Source organism: Martinezella sp. CNPSo 3890 (assembly GCF_057784455.1).
In genome coordinates this window covers 71956-89388 of the sequence record NZ_JBXSOR010000016.1, presented here as the reverse complement: position 1 = coordinate 89388, position 17433 = coordinate 71956, and the positions used below count along the sequence as shown (strand labels likewise).

Annotated in this window: 10 protein-coding genes; 3 read left to right on the top strand and 7 right to left on the bottom strand. The window is 54.8% G+C overall.

All coding sequences use genetic code 11. From position 1 onward, the window contains the following. Positions 1 to 47 precede the first annotated feature (47 nt). The gene (locus AC13RC_RS27385) at positions 48 to 917 is read left to right on the top strand and encodes a helix-turn-helix domain-containing protein (RefSeq protein WP_488559118.1); all 870 of its coding nucleotides are present in this window, start codon (positions 48 to 50) and stop codon (positions 915 to 917) included. Here the strand turns inward: AC13RC_RS27385 and AC13RC_RS27380 are convergent. After that, positions 904 to 2604 (bottom strand): ATP-binding protein, encoded by a 1701-nt coding sequence (locus tag AC13RC_RS27380; RefSeq protein ID WP_488559117.1) that lies wholly within the window; start codon positions 2602 to 2604, stop codon positions 904 to 906. The genes AC13RC_RS27385 and AC13RC_RS27380 overlap by 14 nt on opposite strands. Beyond that, the gene (locus tag AC13RC_RS27375; protein ID WP_488559116.1) at positions 2601 to 3128 is read right to left on the bottom strand and encodes a putative pterin-binding protein; all 528 of its coding nucleotides are present in this window, start codon (positions 3126 to 3128) and stop codon (positions 2601 to 2603) included. Before AC13RC_RS27375 ends, AC13RC_RS27380 begins: the two co-directional genes overlap by 4 nt. Before the next feature lie 641 nt (positions 3129 to 3769). Here AC13RC_RS27375 and AC13RC_RS27370 point away from each other — a divergent pair. Continuing rightward, positions 3770 to 7774, top strand: a complete 4005-nt coding sequence (locus tag AC13RC_RS27370) for an NACHT domain-containing protein (protein WP_488559115.1) — start codon at positions 3770 to 3772, stop codon at positions 7772 to 7774. Between the two features lie 382 nt (positions 7775 to 8156). Beyond that, entirely contained in the window at positions 8157 to 11474 is a 3318-nt protein-coding gene (locus AC13RC_RS27365; RefSeq protein ID WP_488559114.1) for a DEAD/DEAH box helicase, read from the top strand. 73 nt (positions 11475 to 11547) lie between these two features. On the opposite strand, the gene AC13RC_RS27360 is transcribed toward AC13RC_RS27365, so the two are convergent. The 5 genes from AC13RC_RS27360 to AC13RC_RS27340 form a co-directional block, all read right to left on the bottom strand. Beyond that, positions 11548 to 12519, bottom strand: a complete 972-nt coding sequence (locus AC13RC_RS27360; RefSeq protein WP_488559113.1) for a hypothetical protein — start codon at positions 12517 to 12519, stop codon at positions 11548 to 11550. Positions 12520 to 12569: 50 nt separating this feature from the next. Next, the gene (locus AC13RC_RS27355) at positions 12570 to 12773 is read right to left on the bottom strand and encodes a hypothetical protein (protein ID WP_488559112.1); all 204 of its coding nucleotides are present in this window, start codon (positions 12771 to 12773) and stop codon (positions 12570 to 12572) included. Between the two features lie 213 nt (positions 12774 to 12986). Further along, entirely contained in the window at positions 12987 to 14165 is a 1179-nt protein-coding gene (locus AC13RC_RS27350) for a T6SS phospholipase effector Tle1-like catalytic domain-containing protein (RefSeq protein ID WP_488559111.1), read from the bottom strand. Beyond that, entirely contained in the window at positions 14162 to 15448 is a 1287-nt protein-coding gene (locus AC13RC_RS27345; RefSeq protein WP_488559110.1) for a hypothetical protein, read from the bottom strand. The genes AC13RC_RS27350 and AC13RC_RS27345 overlap by 4 nt, the downstream gene beginning before the upstream one ends. Next, positions 15445 to 17178 carry a hypothetical protein gene (locus AC13RC_RS27340; RefSeq protein ID WP_488559109.1) on the bottom strand — a complete coding sequence of 578 codons (1734 nt, stop codon included), beginning with the start codon at positions 17176 to 17178 and terminating at the stop codon, positions 15445 to 15447. The genes AC13RC_RS27345 and AC13RC_RS27340 overlap by 4 nt, the downstream gene beginning before the upstream one ends. Positions 17179 to 17433 lie beyond the last annotated feature (255 nt).

The following is a 17433-nucleotide window of genomic DNA, read 5'->3' as shown; positions in this document are numbered from 1 at the left end:
CACTACGTATACGCGCATTTATCATATTTACAATATGGGACACCTGTATGACGAGCGAATTAAGCGAAAACAATCATGATGTATCCGAAATACGCTCGGATCATCCAGAAGGCGAACCGGCCCTCGCTGCACAATGCATCGCTGCACTGCTAACACGGCATGGCATCCCGAAATATCGGTTCGCAGTCACCGTTTCCGAAATCCTCGGCCTCTCCTATTCAGCCGGAAACCGCCGCCTGACGACAAATGCCTCCTGGTCGCTTGAGGAATTGAAGCGCGTCGCTGAGCATTTTGGCGAGACGCTGCAGGAACTCGTCACATCAGAAAATGCCGATGCTCTCGTTGACGCCTCCATCGTCATCAACAACCACATCGTGCCGTGCCGCATCCGCCTGGGCAACATCGTTGGTCAGGTGTCGCCAGGAACACTGATTGCCGCCGAGATCGACGGATCGTGGCGGGTCATGCCGGCAGACGCCAGGTCCATCATACCGGCCCACATTGTGACCCGTCTCCTGATCGAGCCGACCGCGTCTCGTCGCCGCGTCGCGATACTCGACGATCACGCCGATACCGCGCAGACGATCGTAAAGTATATGGAGACGGCAGGGCTTGAAGCGGTCGCGTTCAACGATCCTCAGGCGCTCTACGATCAGACCGACTTCGACGCCTATGTCCTTGACTGGATCATCGAGCGCGACGCACGACGTCAGACGGCGCTGGAACTCGTCGAGAATATCCGCGCGCGTAACGCGCTATGCCCGATCATCATCCTGACCGGGCAGATCAGGACCGGCAATGTCGACGAAGAGAACATCGCTGCGGCCCTGGCGCAACACAATCTGAAGTTCTTCACCAAGCCGGCAAGCATGCCGATCCTCATCGCTGCCTTGAACGCAAGCTTCAAAACCGCATGATCGTCCGCAACTGCTGCTGGCGGATAGGTTTGCCCACCGCTGCATCGAAGGATGACAGGTCATGCCTGGGGCCATGATGGGCGGCTGACATGGCGATGAGTCTTGGCTTGTAGCCCAAGTCCATCTTGCGGATCTGCGCTGCCAGTTCTGGTCCCGTCATGATCGGCATGTCGAGATCGATGAAGATCACCGAATAGGTGTGCGCGGCCACATAGTTTAGCGCCGCCATGCCCGAGGATGCGACATCGGTTGCGAAACCAAGCTCTTCGATCACCGCTGAGAAGCCTTTCAGAAGGTCGATATGATCGTCAACGACAAGCACCCGCTTCTGAACATCCTTCGCCTCAAGTGAGAGTCCCTCGGCAAGAACCGCGGGAATTGCAAGGTCGAATATGCTGCCGCCGTCGGGCGGCCGGCTGACTGTCATTCGTGCGCCGAGCTGCCGCAGCAAAGTCTGGACGACCGATAGGCCGATGCCTCGGCCGGCGCCGAGACTGAACGGCCCCTTCGTATCCACGTCGCTTTCTAGAATTCTTGGCGGCAACCCCGGTCCGGTATCGGTCACGCGCAAGGTCAATTCGCTGGCTTTCTCGTCAAATGGCGCAAGATCGACCAGGACGAAGCCTGCCGGCGTATATTTCACGGCATTCGAAATCAGGTTATGCAACAATTGCGCAATGCGCTCGCTGTCGGCCACCACGAAGATGGCATCATCGGGACCTTTCTGCCGCAACTGCAAATGCTTTGCTTGCGCCATGTCTTGATAGTTTTCCACCACCTCGCGGACGAGTTCTCCCGCCTCGAATACGCCAGGCTGCAGTTCGATATAACCCGTTTGCGCCCGAGCGAGCGTCAGCATATCACGAAGCTGGACAGCGAGACTGTTTGCAGCCCGGCGAATGCGCGAAGTCAATTCGCCCCTCGTCTTTACATCTTGAGGACGCTCCAGGATATCCAATGCCGAAACGATGACCTGAAGCGGCGTTCTGAGTTCATGGCTGACCATGGCAAGGAAGCTGATCTTGTCTTCAACAGCCGCTTCCGCAGCGGCTATGGCGCGCGTCCTTGCGGCAATCGCCAACCAATAGAAGATTGAGATGATGACAAAGGACAGGATCGCGCAAATCAGCAGACCAGCGATCACGAGAATGATGACATGTCCAGCCTGGATCGTCTTGAAGGACTTTTCCTTCAGCTCGTTATCCCGATCCATGGCCGCTTTGGATATTCTATCCACGGCAAAGGATATATCTTCCAGCTCAGGCAAAAGTGCTTGAGCTTCACCCGACGAAATATCGGGTTTGATTGCGGGCAGGACGTCCGACGCGAACTTGGCCAAGGCCGCCCCGTCCTCCGAAAAGCCGGGAAGCGCCTTATAGCCGTCATTCAGCTCCGAGGGCCTTACGATGATATTGATGCCGGATATCAGGACATCGATGTGAAACGACAACGCGTCCGGTTCGGCGGCAGATCCGTCGGCAACCGCCTTCAGATCCAATCTCACGTCCTCGAGCTCCCTGAGCACCTGCGCGGTCGGCCAGTAAAAGTAAGAGGGGTTCCTGCCATTCGTGGAATCCCAGAGATCGTATTCGGCACTGATGGCCGCCCAGTTATAGGCGACAATCCCAATGCACACGGCGACGATGGCGGCTGGAATGCTAAACCACGCGAAATGGAATAATCTCATTCCACCTCAATCCCGCAAAGCTGCCAGACCAGGTACGATGCCGCGGCGGGTGTGTCCAATTCCCCTTTGAAACTATCGCGGGGATACATGACGAAAACGGGTCCGAAATCCCTGACCGTCAGGCGGGTTCCGTTCTTGCTGGCGGCGAGAATGGTGCCGTATTTCTCCAGGTAGGCGGCATCTACCTCCACGCTGAAATTATCGAGTGCCACAAGACGCAGCTTACTTCCTTTTGCCTCGACCTCGCTCAACACCTTGCCTAGCAGCGGCCCGACAAAGTCACTCACCGGCGTCCAAGGTGTCGACGTCGTCACTGTCGACGATGGCAATGCGAGAAATTCGCGTTCCGACATTTCGTAGGTATTCCTGGCGCCGTCCGTCACCTTTCCGATTTTACCGGAGATCGTCAAGAAAACATTCCGCGTGCATCCCTTCGGAATATGCATAGTGGCATTCGCCACGCCGGCGCTCAACCAAAGACCAATTGTAATCCATCCAAATGCGCGAACCACTTTCCCAGACATGCCCAACAATCCCGCAACTTTTTCGCAGTCTTGCACAGTTCCAATCAATTTCGAAGGGTATTCGCGTTTGCGTTGCGATTAACGTTTCAGCCAGAGCGGCGCGGCTGTTCCATGCTTCGCAGCTCGCGAAGTGTTACAATTCAGAGCACGTACATCTTTCGTATCAAACCGCAAGGAATATAGGAGCGGCTCGCTTTTGAGAAATATAGAGAGCACATTGCTCTTGAAAGGAATCGAACCAAAGCAAATGCTCGTGCATTATAAGCTATTGAAAAACATGTAATAAAAGCAAGTTCAAACGTCTCTCTGATACAAACCGCGCCGTTGGAGCGAAAAAACGCATAAGACCCGACAGCTATTAAAGTTTGCGGCTCGCTTCGAACAACAATGCCCGCTCGCTTTCTACAATCATCGTTAAATTCGCGAGAAGCAGTTCATTCTTTCTACTCGAGAGCCAAGCAACGAAATAACTGTCGCTAACATCCCTAGGCGACGAGATAAGCCGGTCCGATTTGGCATGTCCCCTGATACGAACCCACGGGGATTTCAATTACCCTTTATAGTCTCATCCTAAAGTAGTGACGAATCGCTTCCGCCGTGCGAAAGCATCTGTAGTTGTCAGTCTCAAAGATCGAATGAAGATGACCTACGATTTCAGCCGATTTTCTACACAATCTTTCGAGCGATTTTCCCAAAGCTTAGCGCTCAAGTATTTCGGGGCAAGCACTCAGATATACGGTGCCGGCGCTGACGGTGCCAGGGAAGCCACTTACACCGGACCTTTCGTTGGGCCCTCCGACGGCGGGAATTACGAAGGATATGTGGTCGTGCAAGCGAAATATCGTAAAGTTTCGGTTAGCGCCGCTGATGACCTTGCCTGGCTGAAAAAGCAGGCCGATGACGAGTTAAAAAAATTCAAAAGCCCCAGGCGGAAACTCACAAAGCCGGACTACTACGTTCTGGTCACGAATATCACGCTGACCCCCGGCGCTAAAGATGCAGACGGGCATCGTGGCGGGACCCTGGACGAAATGTTGACCCATCTTGAAGGATGGACTACGGATCTCGCCGTCAAGAAGGTGTTTGTTTGGCACGCTGACGTCCTGCGTGCATTCATCGACCAGAATGCCGAAATACGCACGACTTATTCAAGTTGGATTTTGCCCAGCGACGTTTTATCAGCCGCTCTTGACCAATTTAAAGCCCCGGAATTCTCGTCGGTTATCCGGCGATTGGTCAGGGATGAAATGAAGGATCAGCGGGGCATAAAAACGCAGGATTCTGCACAGTCACATGGCCAACCCATCTACATCGATGACGTGTTCGTTGACTTGCCACTGGATCCCCTCTCGTTGGTCCAGCGTGTGGATTTCGGAATCCTGCCCGATGATACGCTTTCGAGCAAGTTGAATACTGATGACGACAATCTGACATTCGATCTGGGCGACGATGATCCCGATGGCTTTCAGGACGTCTCCGTTTCTCCGAAGGAATGGAAGATCGTTGATCTCGTAATGACGAGACTGTCAGACCGGCTTTCTACCAATCCCATTTCAGGCGAGGATGCAAGGCGTGCAAGCTACCAGAGAGTTGTCATTCTGGGTGGGCCCGGCCAAGGAAAATCGACTATCGGCCAATTTCTCACGCAACTTCTACGCGCTCGTCTATTGGAGCACAGCAAATCTGCGCCACCGGAAGTGCTCAACGTCGCTCGCGCAACTCTCAAACGCGCGAAAGATGAAAAAATCGATCTCAGCGGTCCGCTTCGCTTCCCAATTCATGTTCCCCTTCCGCGGTATGCGGACACGATAAGCAAGGCGGGGGATGGTGCTCCATCTATTCTGAGATACGTCGCATCGCACATTTCGAGAATAGCGGACGAAGAGGTCAATCCTAAACATCTTCGAGAGTGGCTCAGATATTACCCATGCCTGATTGTTCTAGATGGTCTGGACGAAGTTCCGCGTACAAGCAATCGTGCCGATGTAATTCGCTCGATCGAGCGCCTGGTCGCCGATTTACATGAAGCCGAAGCGGACGCGCTCGTTTTGGTTACAAGTCGGCCACAGGGTTATGTGAACGATCTCGATGAGCGGTATTGGTCGCATTGGAGCCTCGCCAGCCTAAATAAGCCCAACGCGATACATTTCTCATCGCGCCTCGGCGATGTCCTGATTTCGGATCGCGCCCGTCGGGCAGAGGTACTCGCGATCCTTGGGGATGCAGCGGACGACCCCTCGACGGCACCATTGATGATCAGTCCACTTCAGATATCACTTCTGTTCTCGCTCGTAGTGACCAGAAACGATATTCCGAAAGACAGATGGACATTGTTCGAACGTCATTACGAGACATTACGCGATCGCGAGATAGCGAAGGGCGGACCAAACGGAGACCTCATAAGAAAATACCGATCGGAAATCGACCGTATCCACTTCGACGCCGGTTTCCTGCTACAGGTCCGAGCCGAAAATAAGGGAAATGCAAGTGCGCATTTTTCGCTCCCTGAGTTCCAGGCGCTCATAATACGAGACTTGAGTGAGTCTATTGTGGATCCGGGTGAAGCTCTGGCAGCGGCCCATCGCATCATGGAAATTGCGACGACACGCTTGGTTTTCCTTGGCGATCGGAACGAGGGCCAGATAGCCTTCGACGTTCGGTCACTGCAAGAATTTATGGCAGCAGCCCGTATCATGGTGAGCCCGGAAGCCAAAATTAAAGATCGGCTGACCGAGATCGCATTAAAATCTCATTGGTCACATGTCTTTCGCATCGCCTGCAGCAAAGTGTACGCGCAAACAGGACTCCAAGACTTCAGGGAAGACATCTTGGAAATTCTGGACAAGCTGGATACCGGCGATATTGGATCGGGTTATCGGGTCATTCGGGGCGGCGCTCGCCTCGCCATAAGCCTGCTAATCGACAGCACTGCGGGGGCGCGTCAGACCGACAGGGTAAAACTGATGTCAAGGGCTGTCCGTTGCCTTGAGGTCGATGACGAAGAAACTATCAGCGAGCTTGCGCGCGCTTCCGACGTCGTCACACGTCAACCCATCGAAATTGCGATCAATGAAAGCCTCAATGGCGGCGGCAATCCGCACCTTCTGAATGCCTTGCGTTTCCTTGTCATCGTGTCACGTCGAAAAGCGCATCCGCTTTGCAAATGGGCGACTGATAAGCTAGCGGGTCTCGAGATACCGGAAAATTTGAACGGTGCGCTTCTTTCGCTTTCGCTGCCAGCCGACGCGCCGGACGGGGCAAAGCAATGGTTCGTTGACTTGATGTGGCTTGAAGGACCTTTTCCGCCTCGACGCGGGGGCCGCACCGAGCCGCTGCCAGAGTTCCCGGGAAAGGCAATCGAGCAACTATATTCTGAGGGAAGCGACCTAGCCATAAGGGTCGCCGGGAAGAAACTCCAGGGTATGATAGTTTCATATAAGGAGGTAGAGTCGCTCAGTGGCGTTAGCCTGACGGTCCCTCCGGGTCTACCTGAAAAAAGTGGCTGGCACCTGCTTGCAACCGCAATCGAGTTCTCGACCGAGCCCACCTTGAATAAACTTGCGGAATGTATTCAGCGAGCATCGACAATCAACTTGGAAGTATTTCCAATCACAGAGTTGCCGTGGCCAATTGCAGCCTGCCTTCTAGCTATTCAACAAGGTATTTCAACTATCGAAGAAATTGCGGAAGGCATTCGAGTTGGGAAGTTTGGCAAACCTAACGAATGGCTCGACGCCGAACGCAAATGGCTCCAAGATGGCGTCGGGCCCAGTTGTATCCTAACCGGCCCAATCGCAATTCCGTTTTTTGATATCGAGATTTCATGCCCCCCTGTAAGAAAAATGCGAAGGACAAATACCACAGGTAAAGCACTGGAGGCGATGCTAAATGTTTCGCAGAACTGGGATCCCGGCCTCAAACTCAAAGCGATACCGATTATGTGCTTTTTGGCGGTATCAACGAAGGGCGCGGCAAAGGTCGCACGATGGATCGATGATGACGTTATAAAGCTAGAATGGAGTGGCGTCGCATTGCGCCATGCGGCACGCCTTGTCGGTCTGCTTCTTCAAACAAACGAAAATATCAAACTTGCAGCAAAGTTCATCGATAAAGTTCCTGGTTTGACATCTCCAATGCACTTCGGAGACGAGAAACTCGAGGGACTTGTTAAATTGTTGCAGAACCACACCTACGCCGAATGGGCGTCACTGTCACTATACGCCACCCTACCCTCGCATAAGGAGAATTTGGCTAAGAATCTCCGAAAAATCGACGCCCGCTATCTGATCACACCGAAAGGCGCCTCCCAGGAGCACGCAAGGGCATTGACTGTATTGAGAGCCATTAGCAACTCTCTCTCGGAAACCGAGCTCTCGATGGATATTGAAGCCCTCGTTCGCGTCGAGAGCGATAAGCCGTTTTCAAGCGTGCTTCGTAAGCTATACAATGGTCAGAGGGTCAATGATAAACTCGAACATCTCGTGTTTCTAGCAGCTGAGGAGGCTTTGACCAGAGGTTTGCAAAACCGTAACGAACTCATTGGAAGCATCGCTCAGCTCATCGCGTCTAGAAGCAGCAATCTCGTCGACGGCGACTGCCTAAGACGGTTGGGCTTACCGGATGATGTGAACAAGAGCGCGATGTAAGCTAATCACATAGGCAAACTAGAGCGCCACGGCGAACTCGATCAGCTCCATCAGTTTTGAAGGGATCCGACGCTCGGCTTGAAAGGACTCGAGCCTGCGGCCCGATCAAGCCCAAGAGCTAGACGATTGAAATACAAAAATTTCGGCGCAATCCGCTAGAATGTCATTTCATCGTCTCTGCTGGCACGAGCGTGGCCGTAGTCCACCGGGACCAAGATGAGATGGAACGGACAACAATTCTCTAGACTTGAGCTATGTATTCTCGCGCTTACTGAAAATGGTGGGCGGCACAAAATTGTTTATTTCTACGAATACCTAGCGCGAACGGCTGTTTTTGGTTCAATCAAAAGTTAAGCTGTCTCAATCAAAGTCCAGATTCGGGATGCCAATGCCAGCGGATCTACTTTCACTCCTTGAGGAGTCCCAGTCGCTTGATCTTCCGCCTATTACCCTCGGGCCGTTAAAGACTCGTGTGGGGTACATAAGCTGCCTTATCCGTCCAGCACAAAATGTCCAATCGAAGCCCGGAGGTGGTATCAGGACCTCCCCCCGTGTCGAAGAGCCTCTATTCGTTCTGTCGAACGGAGAGAGAATCATCATCACTATAAGAAAGAATATCACGCGACCTCCCGACGTCGACGGCGTTCTTCTGCGCACGGATATTGGTTATCGATGGGGATCCCATCGTCTCATTGACGAATTGGTCAACGCCGCGGGTCTCAAAGGGTGGCCAAGCGTCGTCAAATCTCGCTCCTTGCTATGGGATGGCCAGTTTTCATTCCGAAAGGAACTGCCCGACGAGGACGGTTTCGTTGCGGACGACAAGAAGGGTCTTCGTCCTCCTCAGCTCGGTGCCCTCCATGCGATAGGTGCCCACTGGAGTTTGTACAGGCAGCCCGCCACGATCGTCATGCCGACCGGGACCGGCAAGACCGAGACAATGCTTTCGGTCCTTGCGGCATATGTGCGAGGGCCCCTGCTCGTTGTCGTCCCTTCCGACGCGCTTCGCTCTCAGACCGCCCGAAAATTCTTGAGTTTTGGTCTGCTCCGGTCCCTTGGGGTCCTACAGCCGAATGTTCCCAACCCAATCATCGGTGTCCTTACGAAAATCCCAAAGACCCCCAGCGACCTTGAGATCTTCGATCGTTGCAACGTAGTGGTCGCCACGATGGCATCGATCGCCGACAGTGGCGCCGAGCAGATGTGGGCCCACATCGTCGACAATGTTGGTGCGGTTATCATCGATGAGGCCCATCACGTTGGCGCTCGGCGCTGGGCAGCGTTGAAGGAGTGTTTCTCAAGCAAGCCGCTCTTGCAGTTCACCGCAACCCCGTTTCGTCGCGATGGGGCGCTTGTTGAGGGGCAGGTCATCTACAGCTATCCGCTTAGAATGGCGCAGGCTGACGGCTATTTCCGGCCCATAACGTTCGAGCCGATATATGAACCCAATCCCTCGACAGCCGACCGCTCGATTGCGGAAGCAGCTGTTGCACGGCTTCGGGCCGACTTGAAAGAAGGTTATAGCCACCTGATGATGGCTCGGTGCGAAACCATAAAACGAGCTGAGACCGTCTTTTCTGTCTACGAAGAAATCGCTCCGGATCTCAAGCCGGTTCTCATTCATTCCGAGCAACCCGATCGTCAAGCGCGGATCAATCGCCTGGTCGATGGTGAAAGCAAAATCGCCGTTTGCGTCAACATGCTTGGCGAAGGGTTCGACCTACCTCAATTGAAGGTCGCCGCAATCCATGACCTGCACAAGAGCCTTGCGATCCTCCTTCAGTTTACGGGACGCTTCACTCGCTCGTCCGGCAAGAAAATCGGAAACGCGAGCGTTATCGCCAATATTGCCGAGCCCAATGTCTCCACTGCCCTGGAAAGGCTCTATAGCGAGGATGCGGACTGGAACCAGCTTCTCAGTGAAATGAGTTCCCAGGCCGCCCAGGACCATGCCCGACTGATCCGGTTCCTTTCCGAAGCAACGCGCCTCGATACACGCGACGATGAGGACGACGCCATAGTGTCGGACAAGCTTTTGCGGCCAACATTCAGTACCTTGTTTTACGAGGCCGCGCATTTTACCCCGAAACGCTTCTACGAAGGCCTGCCTGAAGGACTAGAGCCCTATCGGGTATGGCTACATGAACCATCGTCAACTCTGTTTTTCGTGACCAGAGACGAGCCAACCGTAAAGTGGGCGCGATCAAAGTCCGTTCGGGACCGGATCTGGTCGTTGTTCGTTCTGCATTTCGACAAAACCCACAACCTTCTCTACTTGTCGTCAACGGACCATAAGTCGGCGTGGGATCCTCTGGCGAAGGCAGTCGGCGCCGGGCGTATGCTCACAGGGGACACGATCTTTCGCGGAATGGGCCGTATCAACCGACTGATTTTTCAAAACGTTGGTGTTCGAAAGCACGGACGCCGCAATCTCTCATACGCATCCTACACCGGTGCTGAAGTGGTCAGCGCACTCGGCATGGCGGAGAAGTCCGGCTCGATAAAGGCGATGTTGAGCGGGCAAGGCTGGGAGGACGGCCGGCAGATCAGCATAGGATGTTCCGCAAAAGGACGTGTCTGGTCGAGAGAGCAAGGGACAATACCGCGGTTCAACGACTGGGCGGAAGGCATCGGCGACAAATTGATGGACCCGTCCCTCGACATGTCGAAGCTCATCGACAACGTTCTGCTTCCCACAGTCGTAACCGCAGTTCCATCGACCGAATTGCTCAGTGTCGAATGGCCGCTTGAGATGCTTCGCATGGCGGAGGAGCGCATCGCATTCAAGACGAAAACGCGATCTGAACTGACGCAAATCACGTTCGAGCTCAAGATCGGCGGCCGCGATCAGCGCCGCAATGCTATCCAATTCGACCTGATTGAGGCATCGGACGGCAGCTGGGGCACCTTCGAGTTCATACTCGGTGGCACCAACTATTTCTCGGTGACACAAATATCGGGGGATGAGGTCATTGCGATAATCGGCCGAATCGAAAGTCCTCTTGCCGAGTACTTTTCTAACTATCCGCCGCTCTTCCGCTTTATCGACCTGACGGAGCTCGATGCCAATCTTCATATCACGCCGCAAAACCCGTATAAAATGAGTGTACCCGATGATCGGTTCGAATCTTGGGACTGGGCGGGTGTCGATCTAAAAAAGGAATCAATGTGGAAAGATGGCGAGAGTCGGAAAGACTCCATCCAAGCGAAGGTGGCGCAGCATTACCTCGATGGAGGTTTCGACATCGTATTCGACGATGACGATAGCGGGGAAGCCGCAGATCTGGTCTGCATCAAGCTCGAGCCAGACGCGATTCGCTTAGCACTAGTGCATTGCAAGTTTTCGGGCGGCAAGACGGCGGGCGAGCGCGTGAAGGACGTCGTCGAGGTGTCATCGCAAGCCGTGCGCTCGGCACGCTGGATTGGTAAATTCGAATCCCTTCTCCAACATATGAGAGGGCGCAACGATCAGAACAAGCGAGGCGGCCGCCCGACGCGCTTCATCAGCGGAACATCGGCCGGTCTCTCTCAAATGGCGAAACTCGGCAGGGTCCTGCCTGTGCGTACCGAGATCCTGATAGCTCAGCCAGGCCTCTCAAAGGCGGCGCGTACTCCCGATCAGTCAATTGTCGTGGCCGCGACACTGACATATCTCAAAGAAACGGTTGGACTGGATGTGCGGTTAATCTGCAGTCCGTAAGCGCGGGCGGAATGCTTAAACCCTGTTGCGCGACGGCCGGTAGAAGGACTGCGCTCTATATTGCCAATGCGTCTCAGTCTTCTTTCTCGAGAGAGCTCTCTCCGGCCCACTTGACCTGGCGCCTGGCTAGCTCGTTTAGAAAGGCCCGGTATTCGGGAGGAACATCCATAAAGCCGCCCTCCTTCAGATGCATGGTGCGGATGTATTCGCTGAAGGCGGCAATTTGGAAGCGGTGGACTTGATCGACCCGATTCGCGCGATCAAACTCATCTTTCGTGATGGCGCCGTCAGCCTTCATTTGCGCAAGGTCAGCGTCGGATAAACGCGGAACATCCCTGGGAGCATCGATCGGCAGCAGATGGCCGCCTACCTTGAAGCGAAAATATCGGACTTCACGCTCCTCCTGGTCGTCAACCCAGAGCTTAATTCTCAGCCTAACATCACCATAGTCGCAATCCGCTGGAATTTGAATCATCAAGGGCGGCCTTACATCCCTCGATATCTCCACTGTCATCAGCGCTCCTCTCGATGAAACCGGCTCGTTGAGATCGAAGTAGTTTCCGGCGGTTGGATGAATGCTGTCGCCGATGCGGATCCACTGGTCCCCATTTAGGCAATAGCAACCGTCGGGCCCGATGTAATCCGCGGTGATGCCGAGAAGCGTGAATGGCACGTCGCCGCGGGCAAGGCGAACTTTCAGGGAGAAGGAGAAGTTCTCGTTTGCCGCATAGTTGTTCGGATCGGTGCTGACAAAGTTGACCCGGTCTATCGGAATGACTTTTAGCGATCTTTTACTTCCACCGCTGGACGCTGGTTGAGCAATCTCCAATAATCGCCTGACGACCGCGATACCCAAATTTTTAAGGTTCTCTCTGAACTGTTGCAGACCGAATTGGTCGATCTCGATCGGAGTTGGAGCGAACTCCCTCAATTCAAGGAGTTTCGTGAATAGCGGCTGCGGCAGGCCGTCGATAAGATTGTGAACGAAGACCCACCTTCTCATCTGGGGACTGGATTTCAGAGCCTTTTGAAGGGTCCTTTTCAAGCTTGTTCTTCAGAAAGGCAATGCCAACGGTACGCCCGTTTAAGGCGCCGTTAGCATTGATAGACAGTGTCGTCGCCCAGGCGATAGCCGTCCATGCCGCCATCACCCAAGGGTCCGTGCGCTCTCAATTCCGCGAAATCGCTTCCATGGACTTCCGACATCAGTTTTCCGAAGAAGAGCTGGAGCTGCTCACCGCCCGATCGACGCAATTTGAGTTCCAGAGCATCGGACCAAGATGCGGCATCATCGGCCATGGATATCTCCGCATCTCCAGAGTAACAGTTGGATATAGTCGTCTCGGCGGTGAATTGATTGAGAAGGACCGCTCTCCGACGTCGCAATTATTCCGCCGCCAGAGTCGGCCATAAAGTCAATCCTAGGTCTGCCGCCTTGCCCTGACATTTTGTTGCAGCACCTCTATATCAAAGTTAACTCGCTTTGACTTCGCCCTGCGGCCGGGCCCGCACCTAAGCCTTAAACCCCTCGAAGCCGGTAGCGACAGGGTTAATGACTGTCGTGCCCTTTGGCCAGACATCCGACGCTTTTCGGGCACCGGCTGGAAGCGGGTAGTCTCGCAGAGCCCACACGCTGTCATGGACGATCGGGTCTGGTCCAGGTTCTCGGCGCCGAAAGAAATTAACCCGCCAACTCTTGCGGCCTGTCGAACTATCATAATGCCGCTTTGGCACGAATTCGGCCACCCACCATTTCCAGGTGAGGGAGTCGTGAATTGAAAGATCATGAGCCTCTGAATCGGAAACGATTTTCTCAAGCAAATCCGCTTTGGCAGCGGCGTCGAGTAGGAGACCATGCTCTTCCGCTTCCTCAAGCATCCAGCGAAGCGCTATGCACGATAGGCCACTCTCGGCGTCGGGATAGCCGCCGCCGACGTCACCGTGCGCGCCGGCAAACCATATCTGGCGGACATCCTGATCTTCACGTATCGCGACAAGGTTGGTGCGAAAAAACGCGCGTCTCTCGTCAAGCGCCACCGCATGACGGAGGATGGCGATATCGGGATTGTCATGCGTATAGGGCAATGCCGTAGGCGAGCCGATCCACCCAACAGAACTCACCGTATCCCAAACACCGACGAAATGCGGCCGGCAGTCACGCGTGGAAAGCTCGGCTTTGAAGTCGGCGGCAAGCTTGAAATATGCATCGCGTCCTTGCTTGTTATCGCGTGCTTTGTCGATCGCCCAGAACATATCGACCAGATAAGGAACCATCGCGTCATTGCCCGGCATCAGAAGGCCGCACATCTTGATCAGAGCAGCGAGTGCACGTGCAGTGTAGGCGCCGCGGCTGAAACCAAAGACGAACAATTTATCGCCCGGCCGAAAATGCGTCATGATGAACACGTAGGCGTCGACGATGTCGCGCTTCAGCCCGTAACCGAACGCAAGTCCGGCGAGCTTCGCCATCTTAATACCGAAGCCGGTGATAAAGCCCGGCGGAGCCTTAGTCCCAACGCCAGGATGATAGTAAACGAGCTGCTGATCGCGGTCTTTCAGTAGAATTCGGCAAAGTCTAGCGACGTTGGTGCGGTCCTGTGAGAACTCATTGGATGTCCCATCACAGCATACGACAAGGTTTCGGCCGCTGGGCATCGGTAGCAATTCGGGAAGCGCTGGCATCTCGCTCATGACAGATCCAAAGACGTTTCGTGGTAGAGCTCATTTTCTTTCAAACTCTGGGTGCTGAAGAAGGCGCTCTGACGATCAAGCTCCTGTACCAGCGTCTGCCGGGGAACCTCGGTGCGCCGTTCCTCGTCTCCATGCTTGTGAGCCATCGTCGACATCAAAGTTTGAAGGCGATACGGACTATCTTCGTCGGATTTGTGGTCGAACAGGTCCCAAAGCGTCTTCGGCGTGGCGTTCAGGCTTCCGTGATGGCCGACTTTGTAGAGATCGACCTTTTTGAGCTTTTCCCGCACGGCCGGCTGGCTCAGTGCATACGACCAGTTTTCGATCTGGGCATCGCCCGGGAAAAGCAGGCTTTTCGATCCACACTGAAACAACAGGATCAAACTCGTATTGTTCAGCACATTGTCGAGAATACGCACCAGTCGCAACATCTGGTCGGCGCGAAGACGCCTTGCTTGACTAATGATCCAGCGGGCGTCGATTGGAAATTGCGATCCCGCCCGCTCGACGGTGAAATCCGGAAAGAGCGGCGCGACCTTTCCTCCTTTTAATGGAGTGAGCGAGCCAGCGGCATTGGCCATCAAGTGCCAGAATTCATCCTGATCACGGCTACGCTGCTTGGTGATCTTCTCCGACTGCTCGATCGAGGGTGGCCCAAGAATGTCGATCTTCACGCCCGGAAGCAGATCTTCTAGCGCAGTGTGATCACCAGCCTTCGCGTACTCCCGGGTCGCAGACATGGTCATCAAGTTTTCGACGGCCTCGAGATTGGCAAGATTGTTCTCGCCCATGAAGGATAGCTCCCGTCGCAATGAAGGCGACAGGTAGCGAACGCGCTTCACTTCGCTCAAAATCGCGCCGGCCGCCTGCTGCATCGCTGCAAGGGAGGAGACATGGTGGGCTGCGAGCGACATGCCAGGCGGCAATGGGCCCCTTGCATCGACGCCCAGATCCGGATCCTCCGTCCATGGCTGTAAGACGAGCTCGGGCTTAAGGTCGGCGATTGTCTTTCCTGACGATGGCCGTTGTTTCTTCGTCGTGAAGCCGGAAATATGGTCCTTGTGTCGATGAGTGGCGACGACCGCCAGCCGTTGATTCTTTGTTCGCTCGGCGATGTCGTTGGCAATAAGCTCAAGCTGGTTCTTGGGAACGCCGTCGGGCAGCCCGGTCGAACCGAAATCGATCAGAACATGCCGTTTGTCGTGGGGATACTCGAACGATAGGAGGAAACAGTCTCCGAAACCGACCTGGTAAGAAGTGATGACCACGCGGACTGGTTTCATCGCGCTCTCTCCTGCACACCGCTGCGCGCCAGATGCAAAGCGGAGAAATAGCCTGCTTTGTCCTTTTTCTGATCCAAGAAGCCCTGCTTCCATAGATAGGTTAACCGGTCCCCTTGACGCTTTCTGTCACCGCGATCCTGCAACAGATGATTGGCGATCTGATATTTTAGCTGACCGTATTCGTCGAAGACCAGCGTGCCGCCGCCGAGCAGCCGCAGGGACCGCCAGAACTCTATCTCCGCGGGAACGTCGACCTTGAAATCCTGTCGGAGCTCGCCGGCAGTCACGGTCAGGACTTGTACATATTCCGCGATCGTCTCTCGGAGGACGAAACCGTCGGGTGCGATGCGCACGCTCGGGCGCACAGATTGCACTTCAATATAGCCAATGTCACCGATCTTGAGAGCCTTGCGGTTCTCCCAGACGAAGCGAAAGACTTCCTCATTGTCGCGCAGCATCGAATCGAAATGCGTCCGACTATAAATCATCTCGTCATCGCATCGTAACCAGCTACCGTCCGCGTCGGCGCGCGGGCTGGGGGAAATGCCGAAGTCCTTGAAGTTCGAAAGGAGCGCCTCTCGATAGCCATAGCGGTCATCGGGAACGACTTCCCGGTCGACAGTCAGCAGAGCCGAGAGATAATCGGAAAAGGAAAGATCGACCGGCGGACAGTAGTCGATCGCGCGTATGGCCATGGTCAGCAGATGGTCCGCGGCACGAGCACCTTCCTCGATGACCAGTGACCGATCCTTCTTGCCGTCGACGATGGTGCCGACGCGGCTAAGGCGGCTGATCCAAATATCGAGGAATGACCGCAACATGGCGGCAACAAGCAGCTCACCGCGATTGTGGACCTCCTGCCACTGCGGGTCGTTCATATAGTTTTTTCCGGGCGGCAGCTTGATCGAATGACGCAATGCCGAGCCGCGCACCCCGCTCATTTCCTGGCCCATTTCGTCCGCCAAGCGGAAGAGTACCGAATTGGCGAGACGATCCTTTTCGAGCAGCTCTTGATCTATCAGGGCAGCGCCTGTCGTTCCGTCGAGCGCAGCACCGACGACGTCAGGCAACGCGAAGACAGAGAGCAGCGCGACGACGTCAGCGAGGCCCTCATGAAAGGCGCCCTGGTCAGGGGAGGACGGTTCCAGGTATCGCGATCTCAAGCCATCGAGAATCGCATGCGTCGTCTCGTGCGCAATCACATCATGTGACAGACATGAGAAAACCGTATGGGTGCCGCCCTCCTTGTCGGGGAAACTTTCGAAATAGCCAAACAGCAATGAACGGTCGTCGCGCGAGTAGAAGGCGTTCGGCTCGGCAAAGGCATGCGGAAGGATATTGAGCTGGTGCCCCTCGCAGCCCCACTGCACCCGGCGACCGAGTGCGAATTCGAAGCGTGCCAGAATACGCATAGCAATGGCGTAAACATTCTGGGCATGAAACCGCGGATCAGACAGGAGAACATCGTCGGGAGCGTCTTGAAATGGATCGCGATATTCTCCGTCCAAACCCGACGGCAGATGTGCCGGTTGATAAAGGGCATTGGCAGTAACGTCGTAGTCAACGACTGCCACCCGATAACCACGCGGGCCAGACAAAAGCTCTTCTGCCGGCACATCGATCGAGGCCGTCACGATCCGGCCGTCGATCTTGACGGAGGGATCCTGGGCGATGATCGACAGCTTCCGCGTACTGCGCAGGCTGTGGCGTGTCCCCCTCACATTGCGCATCACTACCCCTCAGCGCGTTGTCGATGCAGCATGGTGGCGATTGACGTAAAAAGCAACCATATGACGAAATACTGAGCCGATATGTCGGTGCTTGAAGCGCCAGCACAGCTCCTAGGCCTCGTGGCGATCAGCTTCCGGCCTGATTTTTGGCAAGACCGATTGACGTAAGTCGTTGCTGCTCTTCGAGCGTTAGGCGTCCGGTCCATGAGGCAACACCTTCGGCGGACCTCATTCGAGGATGAAGGAGAGGTGGGT